At 67.2% G+C, this 19,774-nt stretch carries 20 protein-coding genes; 6 read left to right on the top strand and 14 right to left on the bottom strand.

Annotation, left to right across the window (positions count from 1 at the left end; all coding sequences use genetic code 11):
- Positions 1 to 11: 11 nt before the first annotated feature.
- Both QFZ65_RS08805 and QFZ65_RS08800 read right to left on the bottom strand, forming a co-directional pair.
- Positions 12 to 506: a peroxiredoxin gene (locus tag QFZ65_RS08805; RefSeq protein WP_306909750.1), complete on the bottom strand. Its 495-nt coding sequence runs from the start codon at positions 504 to 506 to the stop codon at positions 12 to 14.
- Positions 503 to 922, bottom strand: coding sequence for a DUF3052 domain-containing protein (locus QFZ65_RS08800; RefSeq protein ID WP_306909749.1), 420 nt, complete (start codon positions 920 to 922; stop codon positions 503 to 505). Before QFZ65_RS08800 ends, QFZ65_RS08805 begins: the two co-directional genes overlap by 4 nt.
- Before the next feature lie 400 nt (positions 923 to 1,322).
- On the opposite strand from QFZ65_RS08800, the gene aceE reads away from it, so the two are divergent.
- From aceE to fabF, 6 genes are all read left to right on the top strand, one after another.
- Positions 1,323 to 4,103 (top strand): pyruvate dehydrogenase (acetyl-transferring), homodimeric type, encoded by a 2,781-nt coding sequence (gene aceE / locus QFZ65_RS08795; protein ID WP_306909748.1) that lies wholly within the window; start codon positions 1,323 to 1,325, stop codon positions 4,101 to 4,103.
- Between the two features lie 208 nt (positions 4,104 to 4,311).
- Positions 4,312 to 5,556, top strand: coding sequence for a CdaR family transcriptional regulator (locus QFZ65_RS08790; protein ID WP_306909747.1), 1,245 nt, complete (start codon positions 4,312 to 4,314; stop codon positions 5,554 to 5,556).
- 87 nt (positions 5,557 to 5,643) lie between these two features.
- Entirely contained in the window at positions 5,644 to 6,573 is a 930-nt protein-coding gene (locus tag QFZ65_RS08785) for an ACP S-malonyltransferase (protein ID WP_306909746.1), read from the top strand.
- Positions 6,570 to 7,631, top strand: coding sequence for a beta-ketoacyl-ACP synthase III (locus QFZ65_RS08780; protein WP_306909745.1), 1,062 nt, complete (start codon positions 6,570 to 6,572; stop codon positions 7,629 to 7,631). Before QFZ65_RS08785 ends, QFZ65_RS08780 begins: the two co-directional genes overlap by 4 nt.
- Before the next feature lie 144 nt (positions 7,632 to 7,775).
- Positions 7,776 to 8,021 (top strand): acyl carrier protein, encoded by a 246-nt coding sequence (locus QFZ65_RS08775; RefSeq protein ID WP_138769033.1) that lies wholly within the window; start codon positions 7,776 to 7,778, stop codon positions 8,019 to 8,021.
- 197 nt (positions 8,022 to 8,218) lie between these two features.
- Positions 8,219 to 9,454 (top strand): beta-ketoacyl-ACP synthase II, encoded by a 1,236-nt coding sequence (fabF, locus tag QFZ65_RS08770; protein ID WP_306909744.1) that lies wholly within the window; start codon positions 8,219 to 8,221, stop codon positions 9,452 to 9,454.
- 203 nt (positions 9,455 to 9,657) lie between these two features.
- Here fabF and QFZ65_RS08765 read toward each other — a convergent pair whose 3' ends face one another.
- The 12 genes from QFZ65_RS08765 to rimM all read right to left on the bottom strand — a co-directional run bounded on the left by QFZ65_RS08765 (position 9,658) and on the right by rimM (position 19,772).
- Complete coding sequence (locus tag QFZ65_RS08765; protein ID WP_306909743.1) at positions 9,658 to 10,161, bottom strand: DUF3145 domain-containing protein; 504 nt, start codon at positions 10,159 to 10,161, stop codon at positions 9,658 to 9,660.
- Positions 10,162 to 10,469: 308 nt separating this feature from the next.
- Entirely contained in the window at positions 10,470 to 11,396 is a 927-nt protein-coding gene (locus QFZ65_RS08760; protein WP_306909742.1) for a tyrosine recombinase XerC, read from the bottom strand.
- A gap of 102 nt (positions 11,397 to 11,498) precedes the next feature.
- Positions 11,499 to 12,680, bottom strand: a complete 1,182-nt coding sequence (gene dprA, locus QFZ65_RS08755) for a DNA-processing protein DprA (RefSeq protein WP_306909741.1) — start codon at positions 12,678 to 12,680, stop codon at positions 11,499 to 11,501.
- Between the two features lie 135 nt (positions 12,681 to 12,815).
- Positions 12,816 to 14,363, bottom strand: a complete 1,548-nt coding sequence (locus QFZ65_RS08750) for a YifB family Mg chelatase-like AAA ATPase (protein ID WP_306909740.1) — start codon at positions 14,361 to 14,363, stop codon at positions 12,816 to 12,818.
- Positions 14,364 to 14,720 carry a YraN family protein gene (locus QFZ65_RS08745; RefSeq protein ID WP_306909739.1) on the bottom strand — a complete coding sequence of 119 codons (357 nt, stop codon included), beginning with the start codon at positions 14,718 to 14,720 and terminating at the stop codon, positions 14,364 to 14,366. It lies immediately after the preceding gene.
- Between the two features lie 92 nt (positions 14,721 to 14,812).
- Positions 14,813 to 15,139 carry a DUF2469 domain-containing protein gene (locus QFZ65_RS08740; RefSeq protein ID WP_306909738.1) on the bottom strand — a complete coding sequence of 109 codons (327 nt, stop codon included), beginning with the start codon at positions 15,137 to 15,139 and terminating at the stop codon, positions 14,813 to 14,815.
- Between the two features lie 106 nt (positions 15,140 to 15,245).
- Entirely contained in the window at positions 15,246 to 15,911 is a 666-nt protein-coding gene (locus tag QFZ65_RS08735) for a ribonuclease HII (protein ID WP_306909737.1), read from the bottom strand.
- A gap of 22 nt (positions 15,912 to 15,933) precedes the next feature.
- On the bottom strand, positions 15,934 to 16,965 hold the full coding sequence (gene lepB, locus QFZ65_RS08730; protein ID WP_306909736.1) for a signal peptidase I: 1,032 nt from the start codon (positions 16,963 to 16,965) through the stop codon (positions 15,934 to 15,936).
- A gap of 54 nt (positions 16,966 to 17,019) precedes the next feature.
- The gene (gene lepB, locus QFZ65_RS08725; protein WP_306909735.1) at positions 17,020 to 17,697 is read right to left on the bottom strand and encodes a signal peptidase I; all 678 of its coding nucleotides are present in this window, start codon (positions 17,695 to 17,697) and stop codon (positions 17,020 to 17,022) included.
- Between the two features lie 96 nt (positions 17,698 to 17,793).
- Positions 17,794 to 18,153, bottom strand: a complete 360-nt coding sequence (rplS, locus tag QFZ65_RS08720) for a 50S ribosomal protein L19 (protein WP_306909734.1) — start codon at positions 18,151 to 18,153, stop codon at positions 17,794 to 17,796.
- Between the two features lie 242 nt (positions 18,154 to 18,395).
- On the bottom strand, positions 18,396 to 19,208 hold the full coding sequence (trmD, locus tag QFZ65_RS08715; RefSeq protein WP_306909733.1) for a tRNA (guanosine(37)-N1)-methyltransferase TrmD: 813 nt from the start codon (positions 19,206 to 19,208) through the stop codon (positions 18,396 to 18,398).
- A complete protein-coding gene (gene rimM / locus QFZ65_RS08710) occupies positions 19,209 to 19,772 on the bottom strand; it encodes a ribosome maturation factor RimM (protein WP_306909732.1) in 564 nt (187 codons plus the stop codon).
- Between the last annotated feature and the right edge of the window lie 2 nt (positions 19,773 to 19,774).

Genomic DNA, 19,774 nt, shown 5'->3' with positions numbered 1-19,774 from the left:
GCCTCAATTGCTCAGCCCCCGGCGAGGCCAGCCAGGGCGGCACGGTATTCGGCGAAGTCCCGGGCCTGGCCGCGCGGGTTCACCACCACGTAGCGGACCATGCCGCTCGGGTCGATGATGAAGGTGCCGCGCTTTGCCATGCCGCTTTCGGCGTCGAAGACGCCGTACTGTGCTGCCACTGCGCCATGGGGCCAGAAATCGGCTAGAAGATCGAAGCCGTAGCCCTCTTTTTGCGCGTAGGCCCGCTGGGCGAACTTGCTGTCCACCGAGATTCCCAGCAGGACGGCGTCTGCGTCCTCAAAAAGCCCGAGGTTGTCCTGCAGCTCACAGAGCTCCCCGGTGCAGACACCGGAGAAGGCGAAGGGGTAGAACACCAGGACCACGCTGCGTCCCCGGAGGCTGGAGAGCCTGACCGGCTCCCCGAACTGGTTCAGCAGTTCGAAGTCGGGAGCCAGCGCGCCGACGGCGGGTACGGTTCCGCCACCAGCTACAACGGTTTGCGTCACTTGTTCTTCCGGGAGACCAGCCGGGTTGCGCTCCAGTCGCGGGACACGCCCGCGGAGGTGGTGACGTGGAGACCGGCGGTAGGAGCCGCATCCTGGATATCGGCCGGCGAAACGTAGCCCGGACGGCCGGATTTCGGGGTCAGGACCCAGATGACGCCGCCCTCCGTGAGGGTGGTCAGAGGATCGACGAGGGTGTCGACGAGGTCGCCGTCGCCGGCCCTCCACCAGAGAATAGCCGCATCCACTACCTCATGGTCGTCCTCGTCGAAGAGTTCCGAGCCGGTGAGATCCTCGATATCGTCACGCAAGTCGAAGTCGACGTCGTCGTCATAACCGAATTCCTGAATCAGATCCCCGGTCTTGAAACCCAGTTTTTCCGCCACATTTACCGAAGTGGCGGCGTCGGCCTCGCTCACGTGTAACTCCTATGCTTAGTGATTCGTGCAAACCTAGTGATTTCCATTACTCCAAGCCAACACCCTTTGAGCCTGCGCTTCAAGCTGTTGGCAACGCGATCCGCCATATTCTGCGTCACACGGAAGGATCCGGAGGCCGCCGGGCGGCGCTTCGTCACACAACCAGTATGCCCGGGAAATACGGTGGGGCGCCCACGTGAGCGCTACGCATCCGCCTGCCGTGAAGGCTAGAGTGGCTCATGACGACTACGCCCGCGAGGGCGGACGCCCTGCTGACACCGGCAGGCATAGTCTTGATTGGACCTTGGCCCGGCGCACACGACCGGGCCTGTTGTAACCGATATGTCGCACACGTCGCGTTCACGCCAGGCAGCTACCCTGCCGCGAGCTGAGGGTGCCGATGAATGCGCTCAAAGAGAGGTTGGACGTGGCTGCAGGAGAAGATACCTCCCATATCCTCAGCGGGTTGACAAACCAGCTGCCTGATCGTGATCCGGAAGAGACCGCCGAGTGGCTGGAGTCCCTGGATGATTTGATTCAGGATCAGGGCACCGAGCGTGCCCAGTACATCATGCGGGCGCTGCTGCAGCGCGCGGGTGCGCAGAGCGTCGGGGTTCCGATGGTCACCACCACCGATTACGTCAACACCATCCCCGTTGACCAGGAAGCACCGTTCCCGGGCGACGAGGAAATCGAGCGCAAATACCGCGCCTGGCTCCGCTGGAACGCGGCCGTCATGGTGCACCGGGCCCAGCGCCCCGATATCGGCGTGGGCGGGCACATCTCCACCTACGCCGGCGCCGCCACGCTCTACGAGGTCGGGTTCAACCACTTCTTCCGCGGCAAGGACCACCCGGGCGGCGGTGACCAGATCTTCTTCCAGGGCCACGCCTCCCCCGGCATGTACGCCCGTGCCTTCATGGAAGGCCGCCTCTCCGAGGAGGACATGGACGGCTTCCGCCAGGAGAAGTCCAAGGAAGGCCACGCCCTTTCCTCCTACCCGCACCCGCGCCTGATGCCGGAGTTCTGGGAGTTCCCCACCGTCTCCATGGGCATCGGCCCGATGAACGCCATCTACCAGGCCCAGTCCAACCGGTACCTGCACAACCGCGGTATCAAGGACACCTCGGACCAGCAGGTCTGGGCGTTCCTGGGCGACGGCGAAATGGATGAGCCCGAGTCCCGCGGCCTGCTCCAGCTTGCCGCGAACGACAAGCTCGACAACCTCAACTTCGTGATCAACTGCAACCTCCAGCGCCTCGACGGTCCGGTGCGCGGCAACGGCAAGATCATGCAGGAACTTGAAGCCTTCTTCCGCGGTGCCGGCTGGAACGTCATCAAGGTGGTCTGGGGCCGCGAGTGGGACAGCCTCCTGGCCAAGGACGAGGACGGCTCGCTGGTCAAGATCATGAACGAGACGGTCGACGGCGACTACCAGACCTACAAGGCTGAGTCCGGCGCGTTCGTCCGCGAGCACTTCTTCGGCAAGACCCCGCAGACCAAGGAAATGGTCCAGCACCTCTCCGACGACGAGATCTGGAACCTCAAGCGCGGCGGCCACGACTACAACAAGGTGTACGCCGCCTACAAGGCCGCCACCGAGTTCAAGGGCAAGCCGACGGTCATCCTGGCCCACACCGTCAAGGGCTACGGCCTGGGCACGCACTTCGAGGGCCGCAACGCGACCCACCAGATGAAGAAGCTCACGCTCGCGGACCTCAAGGCGTTCCGTGACCACCTGCGCATCCCGATCACGGACGAGCAGCTCGAAGCGGACCTCTACCGCCCGCCCTACTACCACCCGGGCATGGACTCCCCCGAGATCCAGTACCTGATGGGCCGGCGCAAGGAACTCGGCGGCTTCGTCCCCGAGCGCCGCTCCAAGCACGCCGACGTCGTCCTCCCGGATGACAAGGCCTATGAGGTGGCCAACCGCGGCTCCGGCAAGCAGCAGGCAGCCACCACCATGGCGTTTGTCCGGCTGCTCAAGGACCTCATGCGCGACAAGGAGTTCGGCAAGCGGATTGTGCCGATCATCCCGGACGAGGCCCGGACCTTCGGCATGGACGCGTTCTTCCCGACCGCAAAGATCTACAACCCGAACGGCCAGAACTACCTGTCCGTTGACCGCGAACTTGTCCTGGCCTACAAGGAATCCATCGCCGGGCAGATCGTGCACGCCGGCATCAACGAGGCCGGCTCCGTGGCGGCATTCACCGCCGCGGGAACGTCCTACGCCACGCATGGCGAGCCGCTGATCCCCGTCTACGTCTTCTACTCGATGTTCGGCTTCCAGCGCACCGGTGACTCCTTCTGGGCCGCTGCCGACCAGATGACCCGAGGGTTCATCATCGGCGCAACCGCCGGCCGCACCACGCTGACCGGCGAGGGCCTGCAGCACGCCGACGGGCACTCGCCCATCCTCGCCGCCACGAACCCGGCCGTCGTCAGCTACGACCCGGCGTACGGTTACGAGATCGGCGTCATCATGCGGGACGGGCTCAACCGGATGTACGGCCCCGGCCCGGCGGACAACGACCCGTCGCGGAACGTCATGTACTACATCACGGTCTACAACGAGCCGATCGTGCAGCCGCCGGCACCGGCGGAGCTCGACGTCGAGGGCATCACCAAGGGCATCTACCTGCTCGCGCCGGCCAAGATAGACGGCCCGCGCACGCAGATTCTCGCCTCCGGTGTATCCGTGCCGTGGGCCCTCGAGGCCCAGCGCGTCCTCGCCGAGGACTGGGGCGTCTCCGCGGACGTCTGGTCGGTGACGTCCTGGTCCGAGTTGCGCCGCGACGCGATGGCCGCCGAGGAAGAGGCCTTCCTCAACCCGGGCCAGCCGGCCCGCGTGCCGTTCGTCACCCAGCAGCTCGCCGGTGCCACCGGACCGATCGTGGCTGTCACGGACTACATGAAGGCCGTGCCGGACCAGATCCGGCAGTTCCTCCCGAACGAGTTCGCCTCGCTCGGCGCGGACGGCTTCGGCTTCTCCGACACCCGCGCCGCGGCCCGCCGCTTCTTCAAGAACGACGTCCACTCGGTAGTGGTCCGTTCCCTGGAGATGCTGGCCCGCCGCGGTGAAGTGGACGCCCAGGCGCCCGCGCAGGCCATCGAGAAGTACAAGCTGCTCAACGTCAACGCCGGCACCACCGGCAACGCGGGCGGCGACTCCTAACCGCGCTTCAGCGCAAGATTGAGCGTTCGACGGCGGCCCCCACCGGAAGGCGGGGGCCGCCGTCGTCGTTTAAGTCGTCGTTCAAGTTGTCGTTTAGGCGGCGCACGACACGCCGTCGGGGCGTCGGCGGCGGCTGTGATCCAGAGCAAGGCGGGTTGTAGCTTTTACACAAATGGAGCTTGGGCCGCGGGCGCCGTATGCTCGATGCATGGCAGAGCCGACCACCACTCCCGCAAAGCGCAAGCCGGCGTCGAAAGCCATGTCCCCGGAGAAGGTCGAGACGCTGAAGAAGCTGCGGGCGAGCGTCGGCCAGCTCTCCACCACCACCTTGCGCCAGCTGGAAAAGTCCTTGCCGTGGTACAGCCGGCTAAACTCCGACGAGCGCTCGGCCCTCGGCATGGTCGCCCAGAACGGCATCGCGGCCTTCGTGACCTGGTACGAGCGTCCCAGCTCGCCGTCGTGGATCCTTTCGGATGTGTTCGGCACCGCGCCGACCGAGCTGACACGCTCGATCAGCCTGCAGAAAGCCCTGCAGCTCATCCGGATCGTGGTGGAGGTGGTCGAGGATCAGGCTCCCGTGATTGCGCCGGAGGCAGACCAGGCCGCCCTGCGCGAGGCGGTGCTGCGGTACTCGCGCGAGGTCGCGTTCGCCGCTGCGGATGTCTACGCCCGCGCCGCGGAGTCCCGAGGTTCCTGGGACACCAGGCTTGAAGCGCTGATTGTTGACGCCATCCTGCGCGGCGAGAACACCGATGCCCTGCGGTCACGGATCGCCGCCCTCGGCTGGAAGGCCCAGGAGCGCTTCACCGTCATGGTGGGCAATTCCCCGTCCGAACCGAGCGCCGGCTACGTCAGCGAGCTGCGCCGGACCGCGGGGCGCTTCGCCGAGGACGCGCTGGTGGGAATCCAGGGTGACCGGCTGATCCTGATCCTCGGCGGCGTCCATGACCGGGAAACCGCCTACCTCAAACTCAGCGAGCTGTTCGCTCCCGGCCCCGTGGTTTACGGCGCGGAAGCCGGCTCCCTGCTGGAGGCCAGCGGTTCCGCGCAGTCGGCCTTCGCGGGGCTGACCGCGGCCAAGGCGTGGCCGTCCGCGCCGCGTCCGGTGGCGGCCGACGACCTCCTGCCGGAGCGGGTGATTTCCGGTGACGATGCCGCCCGGCGCTCCCTCGTGAAGAACATCTACCGTCCGCTGGTGGCGGCTTCCAACGGGCTGGTGGAAACCCTCGGCACCTACCTCGAGCTGGGCCATTCTCTCGAAGCCACCGCGCGGGAACTCTTCGTCCACGCCAACACCGTGCGCTACCGGCTCAAGCGGGTCTGCGACGTGACGGGCTGGGACCCGCTGCTCCCGCGGGAGGCGTTTGTGCTGCAGACAGCCCTCGTGGTGGGCCGCCTGTCCGCCCCGCCCAAGCCCGCCACGGAGCGCCAACCGTCCCGGAGTAACGCCTGACCCGTTGTAGACTTCCTACAAACCGACCCTGCGAGCTTGGTGCAGGAAAACATCATTGATTCCGCAGTAATTTGGAAAGCTGGATACGTGCTTGCAATCGTCTGCCCTGGACAGGGCTCCCAGACCCCTGGTTTCCTTGCCCCCTGGCTGGAACTGCCGCCCGTAGCAGGCCACCTGGCCGCGCTCAGCGAGATAGCAGGCATCGACCTCATCGCGCACGGCACCACCTCGGATGAGGAAACCATCAAGGACACCGCCGTCGCGCAGCCCCTCATCGTCGCTGCCGGGCTGGTTGCCGCCAAGTCCCTGTTCGACGTCGAACTCAGCACCCTGCCGGTCATCGTTGCGGGCCACTCGGTCGGAGAAATCACCGCGTCCGCCCTTGCCGGTGTCCTGACCGAAACCGAAGCCATGACGTTCGTCCGTGAACGCGCCAACAGCATGGCCGCCGCCGCCGCGGCCACGCCCACCGGCATGAGCGCCGTGGTGGGCGGCGACCCCGCGGACGTGCTGGCCGCGATCGAGGCCTGCGGCGCCACGGCCGCGAACGTCAACGGCGCCGGCCAGACCGTCGCCGCCGGCACGCTGGCCCAGCTCAAGGCCCTCGGGGAAAACCCCCCGGCCAAGGCCCGGGTGATTCCGCTGAAGGTGGCCGGCGCCTTCCATACCTCGCACATGGCCCCGGCTGTCAAGGCGCTGCAGGCCCTCCGGCCCTCGCTGCACCCGGACAAGCCCCAGGTTCCCCTCCTGTCCAACTACGACGGCGCGGAAGTCACCGACGGTGATGCCGGCGTCGACAGTCTGATCGCCCAGGTGTCCCGCCCGGTACGCTGGGACCTGTGCATGGAGACGATGCTGCAGCGCGGCGTGACCGGCCTGATTGAACTGGCCCCGGCCGGGACCCTTGCCGGACTCGCCAAGCGCGCCATGCCGGGAGTGAAGACCGTGACCGTCAAGACCCCGGACGACCTGTCCGCCGCCCTGGCCCTATTCGCAGAACTGGAAGGACAGGCATGAGCGCACCCACTTTGAAGCAGGCTCCCCTGCGCGAGAACACGCGCATCCTTGGAGTCGGTGCCTACCGGCCGAGCGTGATTGTCACCAACGAGGACGTCTGCCAGTGGATTGACTCCTCGGATGAGTGGATCCGCCAGCGCACCGGCATCATCACCCGGCACCGCGCCCCCGCCGACGTCGGCGTGATCGACATGGCCGAGGGTGCTGCCCGCGAGGCGCTGGAGAAGGCTGGGATCGACGCGTCCCAGCTCGGCGCCGTCATCGTGTCCACCGTCACGCACCCGTACGCCACCCCCTCCGCCGCCGCCAGCCTCGCCGACCGCCTGGGCGCGACGCCGGCCCCGGCCTTCGACATCTCGGCCGCCTGTGCCGGATACTGCTACGGCATCGCGCAGGCTGACGCCCTCGTCCGCTCCGGCGCCGCCGACTACGTCCTGGTGGTCGGCGCAGAGAAGCTCTCCGACGTCATCGACAACACCGAGCGCACCATCTCCTTCCTGCTGGGCGACGGCGCAGGCGCCGTCGTCATCGGCCCCTCGGATCTCCCCGGCATCGGGCCCTCGGTGTGGGGCTCGGACGGCAGCAAGTGGGATGCCATCGGCATGACGCACTCCATGCTGGACATCCGCGAACTGTCCCTGAGCGGCAAGAGGGGCAGCGCGATCACCGACGAGGAAGCCGCTGCAACGGACGCCGCGCTGTGGCCGACCCTGCGCCAGGACGGCCAGACGGTCTTCCGCTGGGCCGTCTGGGAGATGGCCAAAGTGGCGCAGCAGGCGCTGGATGCTGCCGGCATCACCTCCGATGACCTCGCCGCATTCATTCCGCACCAGGCGAACATGCGCATCATCGACGAGATGGCCAAGAAACTGAAACTTCCCGAGACGGTCACGATCGCCCGGGACATCGCGGAAGCCGGCAACACCTCGGCTGCCTCCATCCCGTTGGCCACCCACCGCCTGCTGCAGGAAAACCCTGAGCTGAGCGGCGGGCTCGCACTGCAGATCGGCTTCGGTGCCGGACTGGTGTTCGGTGCCCAAGTGGTCGTGCTTCCGTAGGCGCCCGCCACCTCCCCCGAAACTGAATACGTTCTTTCACAGCACGGATTCCCACACCAAGCCGAATTCTCGGTTTGAACCATTTCGCCCGAAGCGGCCGGCACTCCCGGCCGTGGAAGGCACCTACAAGAAAAGGAGCCACCAATGGCTAGCAACGAAGAGATCCTGGCCGGCCTGGCTGAAATCGTCAACGAAGAGACCGGCCTGGCCCCCGAGGCTGTCGAAATGGACAAGTCCTTCACCGAGGACCTGGACATCGACTCGATCTCCATGATGACGATCGTCGTCAACGCCGAAGAGAAGTTCGGCGTGCGCATCCCGGACGAAGAGGTCAAGAACCTCAAGACCGTCGGTGACGCCGTCAGCTTCATCGCAAGCGCGCAGGCCTGAGCCTGTCCGTTTTGGCTCCTGCCGGCAACGGCTGAGATCCACGGCCGGTCCGGGGCGCTGCAGCAGCACCCCGGGCCGGACCACTTTGCAGCACCTCTTGCAGCACCCGTCTGCAGAGCCACACCGTATTTCCTCGCAGGCCGCGGCAGACCGTTCCGGTTCCCGACCCGGCAGGCGCACCGACAGAGAGTGATCCCATGGCACGCAAAGTAGTCATTACCGGTCTGGGTGCCACCACGCCCATTGGCGGCGATGTCCCCACGATGTGGAAGAACGCGCTGAAGGGCGTCTCCGGCGCGCACACGCTCGAGGACGACTGGGTGGCCAAGTTTGAATTGCCCGTGCACTTTGCCGCACGCGCCACGAACCCCGCAACCGAGGTCCTCAGCCGGGTCGAGGCCAAGCGCATGGACCCGTCCACGCAGTTCGCCGTGGTGGCCTCCCGCGAGGCCTGGGCCGACTCCGGCATCACCGAGTTCGACCACGACCGCCTCGCCGTTGCCTTCGCCACCGGCATCGGCGGCGTCTGGACCCTCCTGGATGCGTGGGACACCCTGCGCGAAAAGGGCCCGCGCCGGGTCCTGCCGATGACCGTGCCGATGCTGATGCCCAACGGCCCCGCGGCAGCGGTCAGCCTGGACCTCGGCGCCCGCGCCGGTGCCCACACCCCGGTTTCCGCCTGCGCGTCCGGCACCGAAGCCGTACACATGGGCCTGGACCTGATCCGGTCCGGGAAGGCGGACGTCGTCGTCTGCGGCGGCGCTGAAGCCGCCATCCACCCGATGCCGATCGCCGCGTTCGCCTCGATGCAGGCGCTTTCCCGACGGAACGACGAGCCCGAGCGCGCCTCGCGTCCCTACGACCGCGACCGGGACGGCTTCGTGATGGGTGAAGGCGCCGGCGCGCTGGTGCTGGAAGCCGAGGAACACGCCCTGGCCCGTGGCGCTCGTATCTACGCCGAGCTTGCCGGCACCTCGGTCACCGCCGACGCGTACCACATCACCGCCCCGGATCCCCAGGGCCTGGGCGCCACGCGTGCCCTTAAGGCTGCGATGTTCGACGGCCGCATCCAGGCCGAGGAGGTGGTGCACGTCAACGCGCACGCCACCTCCACCCCGGTGGGCGACAAGCCCGAGTACACGGCCCTGAAGACGGCACTGGGCAGCCAGGTGGAAAACGTGGCGGTCTCCGCCACGAAGTCCCAGATGGGACACCTGCTGGGCGCCTCAGGTGCGGTTGAGGCCGTGCTGACGGTCCTGGCCGTCTACGAGCGCAAGGCACCGGTGACCATCAACCTCGAGAACCAGGATCCGGAGATCCCGTTCGACGTCGTCACCTCAGCCCGTGACCTGCCCTCCGGCAACATCGTGGCGCTGAGCAACTCCTTCGGCTTCGGCGGCCACAACGCCGTCATCGCGGTGCGGAGCGTCTAATTCAGGGTGCCCGGCTGCCCGCAGCTGCGCCGAGTTGGCAGTTGACGGCAATGTTCTCCGCGAACATTGCCGTCAACTGCATTCTCGATGCTGGTGGGACTCGCTTGTAACGCCAGATGGCGGCAATGTTCTTCATGAACATTGCCGCCATCTGTCATTTGGCGTAGCTATGGAGTGTTTGGCGACGTGTCCGCCGGAGGAGTCTAGCCGACCTGGTGGAGCCAGCGCACGGGGGCGCCTTCGGCTGCGTGCCGGAACGGCTCGAGTTCCTCGTCCCAGGCCTCGCCGAGGGCCAGGGAAAGCTCGTGGTAGACCGCGGAGGGGTCGCCGGCGCCTGCTTCGTAGGCGTAGCGGATGCGGTCCTCGGAGACCATGATGTTGCCGTGCACGTCGGTGACGGCATGGAAGATGCCGAGCTCGGGCGTGTGAGACCAGCGTCCGCCATCAACACCCTGGCTGGGTTCTTCGGTGACTTCGTAGCGCAAATGCGCCCAGCCCCGCAGAGCGGACGCCAATTGTGCCCCCGTGCCGGGTGTTCCGGTCCACGAGAGCTCGGCCCGGAACATTCCGGGCGCGGCTGGCTGAGCGGTCCACTCAAGGTCGGTCCGCTTGTCCACGACCGATCCTATGGCCCACTCAACGTGGGGGCACAGTGCGGTCGGGGCCGAGTGAACAAACAACACACCGCGGGTCAGTGCAACAGACATTCCATCCTCCATAGCTGTAGGTACGTCTTCCCCAACGACCTCTGCCTGGATGTCTGCCTGTTGCGCGGTCCGTAATTGTGCCGGTGATCCTGCCAGACTATTAAGTTGCTGACCGGCTTCTCGGTGGAGGCGTGAGGCTGGAGAGCTTCAAGCTACAGTTGAGAGTTGCCGGGCGTGGTTCCCATTGTGCCGTACCCCACCTAATTACGCCAGTGAGATTCGGCGAGTCTTTTCGCGGCGCGCCGGGCGGTGTCGATTGGCGTCACAATTACCGCGCGGCCGACGGCCGGCCGCTTGTGCACCGGGCGTCAGGCCCTCGGGTGCGCCTGCAGATAACTCTTCCGGAGCCGGTCGACGGAGACGTGGGTGTAGATCTGCGTGGTTGCGAGGCTGCTATGGCCCAGGATCTCCTGCACCGCGCGGAGGTCTGCGCCGCCGTCGAGCAGGTGCGTGGCTGCCGAGTGGCGCAGGGCGTGCGGTCCGGTTGCGGAGGTGTCCCCCAAGCCCTCGAGGAGGCCCCGCACGACGCTGCGGACCTGGCGCTGGTCCACCCGGTTGCCGCGGGCACCGAGAAACAGGGCGGGTCCGGACGTTCCGGTGGCGAGGGCGGGCCGGCCACGGCGCAGCCAGTCGTCCAACGCCAGTGCCGCCGGCAGGCCGTAGGGCACGGTACGTTCTTTGTTGCCCTTGCCGAGCACACGCAGGGTCCGCCGGTCCGGGTCCAGGTCATCGACGTCCAGGCCGGCCAGCTCACCGACCCGTACACCGGTGGCGTACAGCAGCTCAACCATGGCCCGGTTCCGCAACGGCAGCGGACCGCCCTCGACGGCCGCGGATTCCGCCCCCTCCACCAGCCGGAGCACTTGTCCCTGATGGAGCACGCCGGGCAGCGACTTCTCCCGTCTGGGCGCCTTCAACCGGAGCGCCGGGTCGGAGTCGATCAGGTCCTCACGGAGTGCCCAGGCAGTGAAGGCCCGGGCGGTGGCGGAGCGCCGGCCCAGGGTGGCACGGGACATGCCTGCTTCGCTCTGGGCGCCGAGCCAGCGCCGCAGGGTGCCAAGCTCCAACCCGGGAAGATCCGCCACGCCCTCCGAAGCCGCGAAGCCCAGGAGGCTTTCAACGTCGGAGACGTAGGCCCGCACGGTATGGACGGAACGGCCCCGTTCCGCTTCCAGATAGCGGGCGAAGCCCTCGGCGGCGGTGGCCAGCGGGGCCGGGAGTTCCTGAGATGGCACACCTCTACTGTCGCAGGATTCGCCGTCCGATCAAGGAGGCCACCGGCGAGCCGTGGCGTGGCATGGCTCCCGGCATCAGGGCGTCTACCGCCGAGCATCCTCTCACCCACCCTTTCCCGACCGTTTCCAGCCGCCCCGGTACGACTCCGCCAGCCCCAGCAGTCCGAGCCTGCCGAGCCCGGCACGGACCGAGTCTGCACTCAGTCCCGCCACTGTCGCAAGCTTCTCAACCGTGCTGGTGGCCCGCAGCGGAAGGGCATCCAGCAGAATCAGGTCCTCCAACGTCAGCCCGTCCTGGACTTCCGCCCTGCCCGTCTTGGGCGCCGGGAGCGATTCCCCGCTTGGAGACGCAAGTTCGGCGACCTCACCTGCGTCGGTGACGCAGACTGCACCGCCTTCCCGGAGCAGCCGGTGGCATCCCGCTGAGTTGGCGCTGTGCACGGATCCGGGCACAGCACCGACGGCGCGGCCGAGGGTTTCAGCGTGGTGGGCCGTGTTGAGGGCACCGGATCTCCAGCGGGCTTCAACCACTACCGTGACGGATGCCAGCGCCGCGATGAGTCGGTTTCTCTGCAGGAACCTGTAACGGGTGGGCGCCGACCCGGGCGGGACCTCGGCGAGAACTGCTCCTTGGTTTGCCACGGCCCGCAGAAGGTCCTCGTTTCCGGAAGGATAGAAACGGTCCACTCCCCCGGCCATCACGGCGATCGTGGGAACGCCCCCGCCGCTTCCGGCCAAGGCCGCCCGATGGGCGTGGGCATCGATGCCGTAGGCCCCTCCGGAGATGATCGTAAACCCTCGCTGCGCGAGCGAGTACGCGAGGTCTCCCGTGACGGATGATCCATAGGAGGTGCTGTCCCTTGAACCCACCAGGGCGATGGCACTGGACGCCGGCGGCAGTGGCTGCTCGACGCCGCGCCACCAGAGGCAGATCGGTTCCTGGAGGCCGAGGTCCGCGAGCTGCCGGGGCCAAAGTTCGTCAGAGGGAATGAGCATGCGCCCGCCCAGCCGTTGCATCGTAGCCAGGTCCCGGTCCGGCGCGAGGTCGGGAATCCGGGGAACCCAACGCATCCGAACGGTGGCCAGCCCGTTCCAGCCGCCGGACTCGCTGTCCGCCAGCACGCGGGATATCTCCTCCTCTATCTCCGGGCCGGCGGCAAGCTCGCCTATTGCGATTCGCAGCGCGTCCTCCGCCCCCGCCACCTGCACGAGCGCCAGTCCGGCGGCGTCCTGCGGCTCGAACAGCCGGGACAACGCAGCCCTGGCTCTCCTTTCGGCCTCCATTTATGGTGTCCTTTCCAAAAGCTGATCGTTCCGCAGGTGTGAGCGGCGGCTTGGGCGGGCGACGTCCTGCATCTGCGGCGTCATGTACGTGCGGCGCCTGGGGCAAAGAGGACGTCTTCGCTGCTCCCGGTGCCGCTAGGCGGGAGCGGTTGCCTGCCGAAGGCTGAGTGCCTGGCCGATGTCGTCGGCGTCGGGAAGGTCCCGCCCGGCCAGGTCAGCAAGTGTCCATGCCAGACGGAGGACGCGGTCGTAGCCGCGGGCCGTCAGGACGCCGCGCTCCAAGGCGCGGTCCAGGATGCGTGTGGTTGGTGGCCCCAACCGTAGGGTTCCCCTCAGCAATCTGCCGGGGACCTGGGCGTTGGTCTCAAATCCGAATGGGACCAGCCTCCCCAGCTGGCGCTTTCTTGCGGCCGCGACCCGCTGGGCGACTGTTGCGGAGTCCTCCTCTGAACCCGGCTGGCCGAAGTCGGCCAGCGATACCCGCTCCACTTCGAGCTGGATGTCCACGCGGTCCAGCAGCGGACCCGACAGGCGCGACAGATAGCGCCGGCGCACCGTTGGAGTGCAGGTGCAGTCCAGCCCTTTCCCCGAAGCTTTGCCGCAGGGACAAGGGTTGGCCGCGAGCACCAGCTGGAAACGGGCAGGATATGCCGCCGTGCCTGCGGACCGGTGGATCACCAGCTCACCGCTTTCCAGCGGCTGCCGGAGCGCATCAAGCACCCGGCGCTCATACTCAGGGGCTTCATCGAGAAACAGCACGCCGCGGTGGGCGCGGGACGCCGCTCCGGGCCGGGGCAGCCCGGACCCGCCGCCGATGATCGCGGCCGATGTTGCCGTGTGGTGCGGATTCTCGTACGGCGGCCGCCGCAGCAGCTGCACGGATGCGGAGGTAAGCGCGCAGAGGGAATGGATGGCGGTTACTTCCATCGCTTCGGTGTCGCCAAGGTCCGGCAGGAGTCCCGGGAGCCGCTCGGCCAGCATTGTTTTGCCCGCGCCAGGCGGCCCCGTCAGGAGGAGGTGATGCGCCCCGGCCGCGGCAACCTCCAGGGCCTTGCGGGCCTCTGTTTGGCCGGACACGTCCCGCATGTCCGGCGGCACAGCGGAGATTGTCCCGGTGCCGGCTTCCACGTCATCGTCCTCAGGCCCGGGTTCGAAGCCGAGGGCCAGATCCTGCGGGTCGGCGCCGAAGTCGAACGCCAGGCGGGCGAGGGTCGAGTATCCCCGCACCCGGGCGCCGGGGACCAGTTCGGCCTCCGCGGCGTTGGACCTTGCCACGACAATGTCCGGGTATCCGGCCCGCACGGCGGCCATGACCGCCGGCAGTACTCCCCGAACGGGCCGCAGCCTTCCATCGAGGCCCAGTTCGGCAATGAAGACCGTACGCCCCGTTGAGCGGACATCATTGGAAGCCAACAACGCGGCCATGGCGATGGCCAGGTCAAAGCCTGAACCACGCTTGGGCAGCGATGCCGGGATCAGGTTGGCCGTGATTTTCCGTCGGCTCAGCGGAATACCGGAGTTCTGGGCCGCCGAGCGGATCCGTTCCTTAGCCTCGTTCAGCGAGGCGTCGGGCAACCCTAGAATGATGAACGCCGGCAGGGTCTGGCCGATGTCGGCCTCGACTTCCACGATGTACCCGTTGAGTCCGACGAGGGCCACCGAATAGGACCGGCCCAACGCCACCTACCCCACCCCCTTGAGGTGTTCCACGTCCGGGTTGCCGATGCCATTGTCGACCACGGCAACCACATCGACCCGGCGCAACGGCATCCGCAGCTCATGGTCCCGGCACCAGGCCGAGCCGAGCCGGTGCAGGCGGGCGAGCTTATCCACCCCAACGGCCTCGAAGGGATGCCCGTAGGCGAGCGACCGTCGGGTTTTGACCTCAGCGATCACCAGCGCATCGCCGTCCAGTGCCACGATGTCGATCTCGCCCTCGCGACACCGCCAGTTGCGGTCCACGATCAGCATGCCCTGGGCTTCAAGGTACTCGGCCGCGAGTTCCTCGCCGCGCCGGCCCAACAGGTCCTTTGCTCTCATGGAACCAGCGTGCGGCAGGAGAAGGCCCACGCCACAGGGGCGCGTTGGCCTATGTGGGTAACTTCAGTTACGGGAGTGGCTAAGGGCGGAAATCAGTTTCCGAGGTCGTCGACCTTCGGCAGGGCCAGTTCCTCACTGCGCGGGAGCTCCTCGACGTTGACGTCCTTGAAGGTGATGACGCGGACACTCTTGACGAAACGGGCGGAGCGGTAGACGTCCCACACCCAGGCGTCCTGCAGGGTCAAGTCGAAGTAGACCTCCCCGTCTGCGCTGCGGGCCTGCAGGTCCACGTGGTTGGCTAGATAGAAACGCCGCTCGGTCTCGACCACATAGCTGAACAACCCGACGACGTCGCGGTATTCGCGGTAGAGCTGGAGCTCCATGTCGGTCTCATAGTTTTCAAGGTCCTCGGCACTCATGGTTCCATCTTGCACCATCCGGCACCCGGCTCGCGCCACGGCGCCCTGCCCGCCCAAATGCTAGCGCCCTGCCCGCCCAAATGCTTGCGGCCGGCCCGCCCGACGGCTAGAGGAGCTGCCAGCTCACCCGGTGGTACGGCGTGGGCCCGGCAGCCCGTAGCGCGTCCTTGTGCGCTGCGGTGCCGTAGCCCTTATTCTCATCCCAACCAAAGGCAGGGTACTCCGTGTGCAGCTGGCGCATCTGGTCATCACGCTCAACCTTGGCAAGTATGCTCGCCGCCGCCACGCTGAGGCACTGCATGTCGGCTTTGACGAGGGTGTGCACCGGCGCGTCGCAACCGGCCTCCGCAGGACCGTCGTCGAACAGCGAGGGTTGGGACGCCGGGGAGAGCCAGTTGTGGCTGCCGTCCAGCAGCACGACGTCGGGCGTCACGCCGGAGGCCAGAACCGCAAGCCAGGCGCGGGTCCCGGCGAGCCGCAGGGCACCGATGATCCCGAGGGCGTCGATCTCCCCCGCCGAGGCATGCCCGACGGCGGAGGCAACGCTCCAGGTCCGGACCAGCGGAACGAGACGTTCCCGGTCCGCCACCTTGAGGAGCTTGCTATCGCGGACATCCGCCAGGAGCTTCGGCTTCCACAGGTCCACGACGGCGATGCCCACGCTGACCGGCCCCGCCAGGGCACCGCGGCCCACCTCATCGATGCCGGCGAGGAGCCGGGCACCGGAGCCGCGGAACCGGCGTTCGTAGTCGAGGGTTGGTGCTTCAGACATAAACAGTCACTACCTGCAGACGCTATTTGCCAGAGGGCACGGGAACGTTGCGAAAGACGTCCGGATAGTTGTCCAGGGACGTGATGCGGTTCAGCGGCCAGGCGATGACGGCCGCTTTGCCCTCGATGTCCGCCTCGTCGACGAAGCCGCCGTTGGTGTCCAGGTGGGCGCGCGAGTCCGCGGAGTGGTTCCGGTTGTCCCCCATGACCCAGACCTTCCCGGCGGGAACGACGACGTCGAACTCCCGCACCATCGGCGTCTCGGCGGCGTTGACGTACTTCTCCGCCAGCGGTGCCCCATTGACCGTCAGTTCGCCGTCGGCGTCGCAGCAGACGACATGGTCGCCGGGCAGCCCGATGACCCGCTTGACCAAGTGCTGTTCGGAGTTGTCCGGCAGCAGGCCGACGAACGTCAGTCCGTCCTGCACCCAAGTGAAGGGCCCGTTCGGCTTTTCCTCGGCCGGGGCGAGCCAGCCCTTGGTGTCCTTGAAGACGACGACGTCGCCGCGCTGGAGTGCAATCGGCTCCGGCACGAGGAGGTTCACGAAGATGCGGTCGTTCACGTCGAGCGTGTTGACCATGGATTCCGACGGGATGTAGAACGCCCGGAACAGGAAAGTCTTGATCAGGAAGGACAGCACGATGGCCACAACCACCACGGTGGCCACTTCCTTGAGCCAGAGGAAGAGAGGACTGTGGCCTTCCTTCGCCTGCGCCCTCTTGGCCCGCTTGGACTCGGGACCGGCATGGGCGGGCCCGGACTCGGTCCGGTGCCCGGCGGACGCGGGAGCAGAAGCAGCCGCGCCCGGCCCCTCCGCGCGCTCGGCCCCGTGAATTTCGCGCTCGGTTCCGTGAACCTCCGGCAGGGCCGACTCCGGGCGCTCCGCCGGCTCCGTCCCGTGGATTTCGGGCTCGGTCCCGTGAACGTCCGGCGGGGCCGCGTTGACGTGCGGAAGCGCGGCCGTCACGTGCTGCGGCGCCGTCCCGGCGTCAGGCGCACGGTGGTATTCCGCACTCATGGGCTGCCCCGTGGTCGGAATCGCTGAGGAGGTCACGCGGGGCTGGTCCTGCCCCCGCGGCTCGGGAATCCGGGGTCCGGTTTCCGGCATCTACTGTCCGTTCGTCGTGGTGTCGGCGGCCGCAGCGGACCGTCGTACTGCTGTAAATCTATCAAGCGGCCAGATGATCTGTACCGGCCGGCCGACCACCCGCTCCAGGGGTACCATCCCTCCGCCTGGAGCGCCCAGCAGGCTCCGCGAATCGGCGGACATGGAGCGGTGGTCTCCCATTAGCCACAGCCGTCCGGCCGGGACGGTCACGCTGAAGTTTTGCTCGCTGGGGGCGTCGCCGGCATACACGTATGGTTCCGCAACAGGCTGGCCGTTGACTGTGAGCCGGCCCGAGTCGTCACAGCACACCACGTGGTCGCCGGGGAGCCCGATAACCCGCTTGACGTAGGTGCTGTCACTGCCGGTGAGGCCCAGCCAGCGCCCGGCCTCCGCAAGAACGTCGAGGGCAGGGCCGTTGCCGCTGTTGAGCGGGGCGAACGAGCCGCGGCCGTCGAAGACAACGACGTCGCCGCGCTGGATCGGCTCGGCCTGCAGCGCCGTCCGGGAGACCAGGATCCGGTCGCCCTCGCGGAACAGCGGCTCCATTGACGCGGACGGAATGAAGTACACGTCGAGCCAGAGCGAGCGGACCACCCCGCTGATCACGACGGCCAGGGCCAGCGCCAGCAACGCAAAACGCCAGCCTAGTTTCCTGGGCTGGCGTTTTGTGTGGTCCATGATCCGTATCCTGTGGCGCTGTTGCGGATGCTCCGGCGCCGGACTGGCTGACGTACCGGGTACGGTCCTCGGACCCGCGGTGGAAGCCTGGCAGGCTTACTTTGCGGTCTGGAAGTCGCGCTTTTCCTTGATCTTCGCGGCCTTGCCACGGAGGTTGCGCATGTAGTACAGCTTGGCGCGGCGCACGTCACCCTTGGATACGAGCTCGATCTTGTCGATGATCGGGGAGTGCACCGGGAAGGTACGCTCAACGCCGACGCCGAAGGAGACCTTGCGGACGGTGAAGGTTTCGCGGAGGCCATCGCCCTGGCGGCCCAGGACGAAGCCCTGGAATACCTGGATACGGGAGTTCTTGCCTTCGATGATGTTGACGTGAACCTTGAGGGTGTCACCCGCGCGGAACGTCGGAACATCGGTGCGCAGCGAGGCTGCGTCTACGGAATCGAGGATATGCATTGATCCACTCCTGGTGAACGCCACAGGTCATTCACGTTGGGTCACGGCGGCCAAGCCCGGGTGCGGATTGGCGGCCCGGGAATTCCCGCCGAAAGCGTGTGATCCGGCGCCGTCAGGACTTGACGGGACCGGGGTGCCAGGCTGTTGGTAGCGCTCCCCCTGTGGCAGGTTCGAACCCAGCAGGCACAAGGACTAATTTTGCCACATCCGGGCCCGTCCAGCCAATTCCTACAGGGTGGCGGCTAGTTCTGCCCGCCGCCGGCGTCCGGGCGGCGGTGAAGGCGCCCGTCGACGACGTCGTACCCGAGGTCCGCGAAAGCCGCACGGTCCGCACGGGGCAACGCACCGGCGTCGAACCCGGCCAGCAGGTCAGGGCGCCGCTCCGCGGTGCGCCGGTACTGCTCGTGCCGGCGCCACTGCGCGATCTTGCCGTGGTTGCCGCTCAGCAGCACCGCCGGAACGTCGCGGTCCCGCCAGCTCGAGGGCTTGGTGTACACGGGGTACTCCAGCAGCCCGTCCGAGTGGGATTCCTCCACGAGGGAATCGGGGTTGCCGACGACGCCGGGCAGCAGCCGGCCGATGGCCTCCACCATCGCCAGGACCGCCACCTCGCCCCCGTTGAGCACGTAGTCCCCCAGGCTCATGGGGCGCACGGTGAAGTGCTCGGCGGCCCATTCCATCACGCGCTCGTCGATGCCCTCGTAGCGTCCGCAGGCGAACACCAGCTGCTCTTCCTCCGCCAGCTCGTGGGCCGTGGCCTGGGTGAAGCGCTCCCCGGCCGGGGACGGAACGATAAGGACCGGCTTGGCCGCGGAAGTGCCCGGCCTGTCCGCGGCTACGGCGGCCAGTGCCTGCGCCCAGGGTTCCGGCTTCATGACCATGCCCGCGCCGCCACCGTAAGGTGTGTCATCGACAGTCCGGTGCCGGTCCGTGGTGAAGGTCCGCAGGTCGTGGACGTTCAGCTGCAGCAGGCCATCCTGGCGCGCCTTCCCGATCAGCGAGAGCTCCAGCGGTGCGAGGTACTCCGGGAAGATGCTGACGACGTCGATTCTCATTTAGGCGTTGTCTCCGGGAGCGGCTTTGCCGCCGTCGGGCCGTGTTTCCTCGTCGGCATTGATCTCGAAGAGTCCCGCCGGCGGGGTGACAAGGATGAAACCCTCGCCCACGTTGACCTCAGGGACGATCTGCTCCACGAACGGGACGAGGATTTCCTTGCCCTCGTTCGAGGTGACCACGATCAGGTCCTGGACCGGGAGCGTGTGCAGTGCGGAGACCTTGCCGACGACGTTCCCGCCGACGCGGACGTCCAGGCCGACGAGCTCGTGCTCGTACCAGCCCTCGTCATCGTCGTCGTCCTCGAGTTCCTCAGTCTCGATGAACAGCTTGGCCCCGCGGAGGGTCTCCGCGTCGTTGCGGGTCTCGACCTCCTCGAAGGCAAGCAGCAATATGTCCTTGTTCCAGCGGGCACTCTCCACGGTCAGCGGACCTGCAGATGCAGGCTCCACCACGAACTGGGTGCCGGGAACGAAGCGGTCCTCCGGCGCGTCGGTCAGGACCTGCACGGTCACCTCGCCGCGGATGCCGTGGGGTTTACCGATTCGTGCCACCTGAAGCTGCATCT

The organism is Arthrobacter sp. B3I9 (assembly GCF_030816935.1).
Lineage (GTDB): Bacteria > Actinomycetota > Actinomycetes > Actinomycetales > Micrococcaceae > Arthrobacter.
The sequence above is the reverse complement of the archived record's forward strand: the minus strand, read 5'-3'. Positions and strand labels throughout refer to the sequence as shown.

What these genes read in the sequence shown, in the direction of transcription:
- aceE (WP_306909748.1), top strand. Translation starts at nt 1,323, where the DNA reads ATGAATGCGCTCAAAGAGAGGTTGGACGTGGCTGCAGGAGAAGATACC.
- QFZ65_RS08790 (WP_306909747.1), top strand. Translation starts at nt 4,312, where the DNA reads ATGGCAGAGCCGACCACCACTCCCGCAAAGCGCAAGCCGGCGTCGAAA.
- QFZ65_RS08780 (WP_306909745.1), top strand. Translation starts at nt 6,570, where the DNA reads ATGAGCGCACCCACTTTGAAGCAGGCTCCCCTGCGCGAGAACACGCGC.
- QFZ65_RS08775 (WP_138769033.1), top strand. Translation starts at nt 7,776, where the DNA reads ATGGCTAGCAACGAAGAGATCCTGGCCGGCCTGGCTGAAATCGTCAAC.
- fabF (WP_306909744.1), top strand. Translation starts at nt 8,219, where the DNA reads ATGGCACGCAAAGTAGTCATTACCGGTCTGGGTGCCACCACGCCCATT.
- QFZ65_RS08765 (WP_306909743.1), bottom strand. Translation starts at nt 10,161, where the DNA reads ATGTCTGTTGCACTGACCCGCGGTGTGTTGTTTGTTCACTCGGCCCCG.
- dprA (WP_306909741.1), bottom strand. Translation starts at nt 12,680, where the DNA reads ATGGAGGCCGAAAGGAGAGCCAGGGCTGCGTTGTCCCGGCTGTTCGAG.
- QFZ65_RS08745 (WP_306909739.1), bottom strand. Translation starts at nt 14,720, where the DNA reads ATGAGAGCAAAGGACCTGTTGGGCCGGCGCGGCGAGGAACTCGCGGCC.
- QFZ65_RS08740 (WP_306909738.1), bottom strand. Translation starts at nt 15,139, where the DNA reads ATGAGTGCCGAGGACCTTGAAAACTATGAGACCGACATGGAGCTCCAG.
- QFZ65_RS08735 (WP_306909737.1), bottom strand. Translation starts at nt 15,911, where the DNA reads ATGTCTGAAGCACCAACCCTCGACTACGAACGCCGGTTCCGCGGCTCC.
- lepB (WP_306909735.1), bottom strand. Translation starts at nt 17,697, where the DNA reads ATGGACCACACAAAACGCCAGCCCAGGAAACTAGGCTGGCGTTTTGCG.
- rplS (WP_306909734.1), bottom strand. Translation starts at nt 18,153, where the DNA reads ATGCATATCCTCGATTCCGTAGACGCAGCCTCGCTGCGCACCGATGTT.
- trmD (WP_306909733.1), bottom strand. Translation starts at nt 19,208, where the DNA reads ATGAGAATCGACGTCGTCAGCATCTTCCCGGAGTACCTCGCACCGCTG.
- rimM (WP_306909732.1), bottom strand. Translation starts at nt 19,772, where the DNA reads ATGCAGCTTCAGGTGGCACGAATCGGTAAACCCCACGGCATCCGCGGC.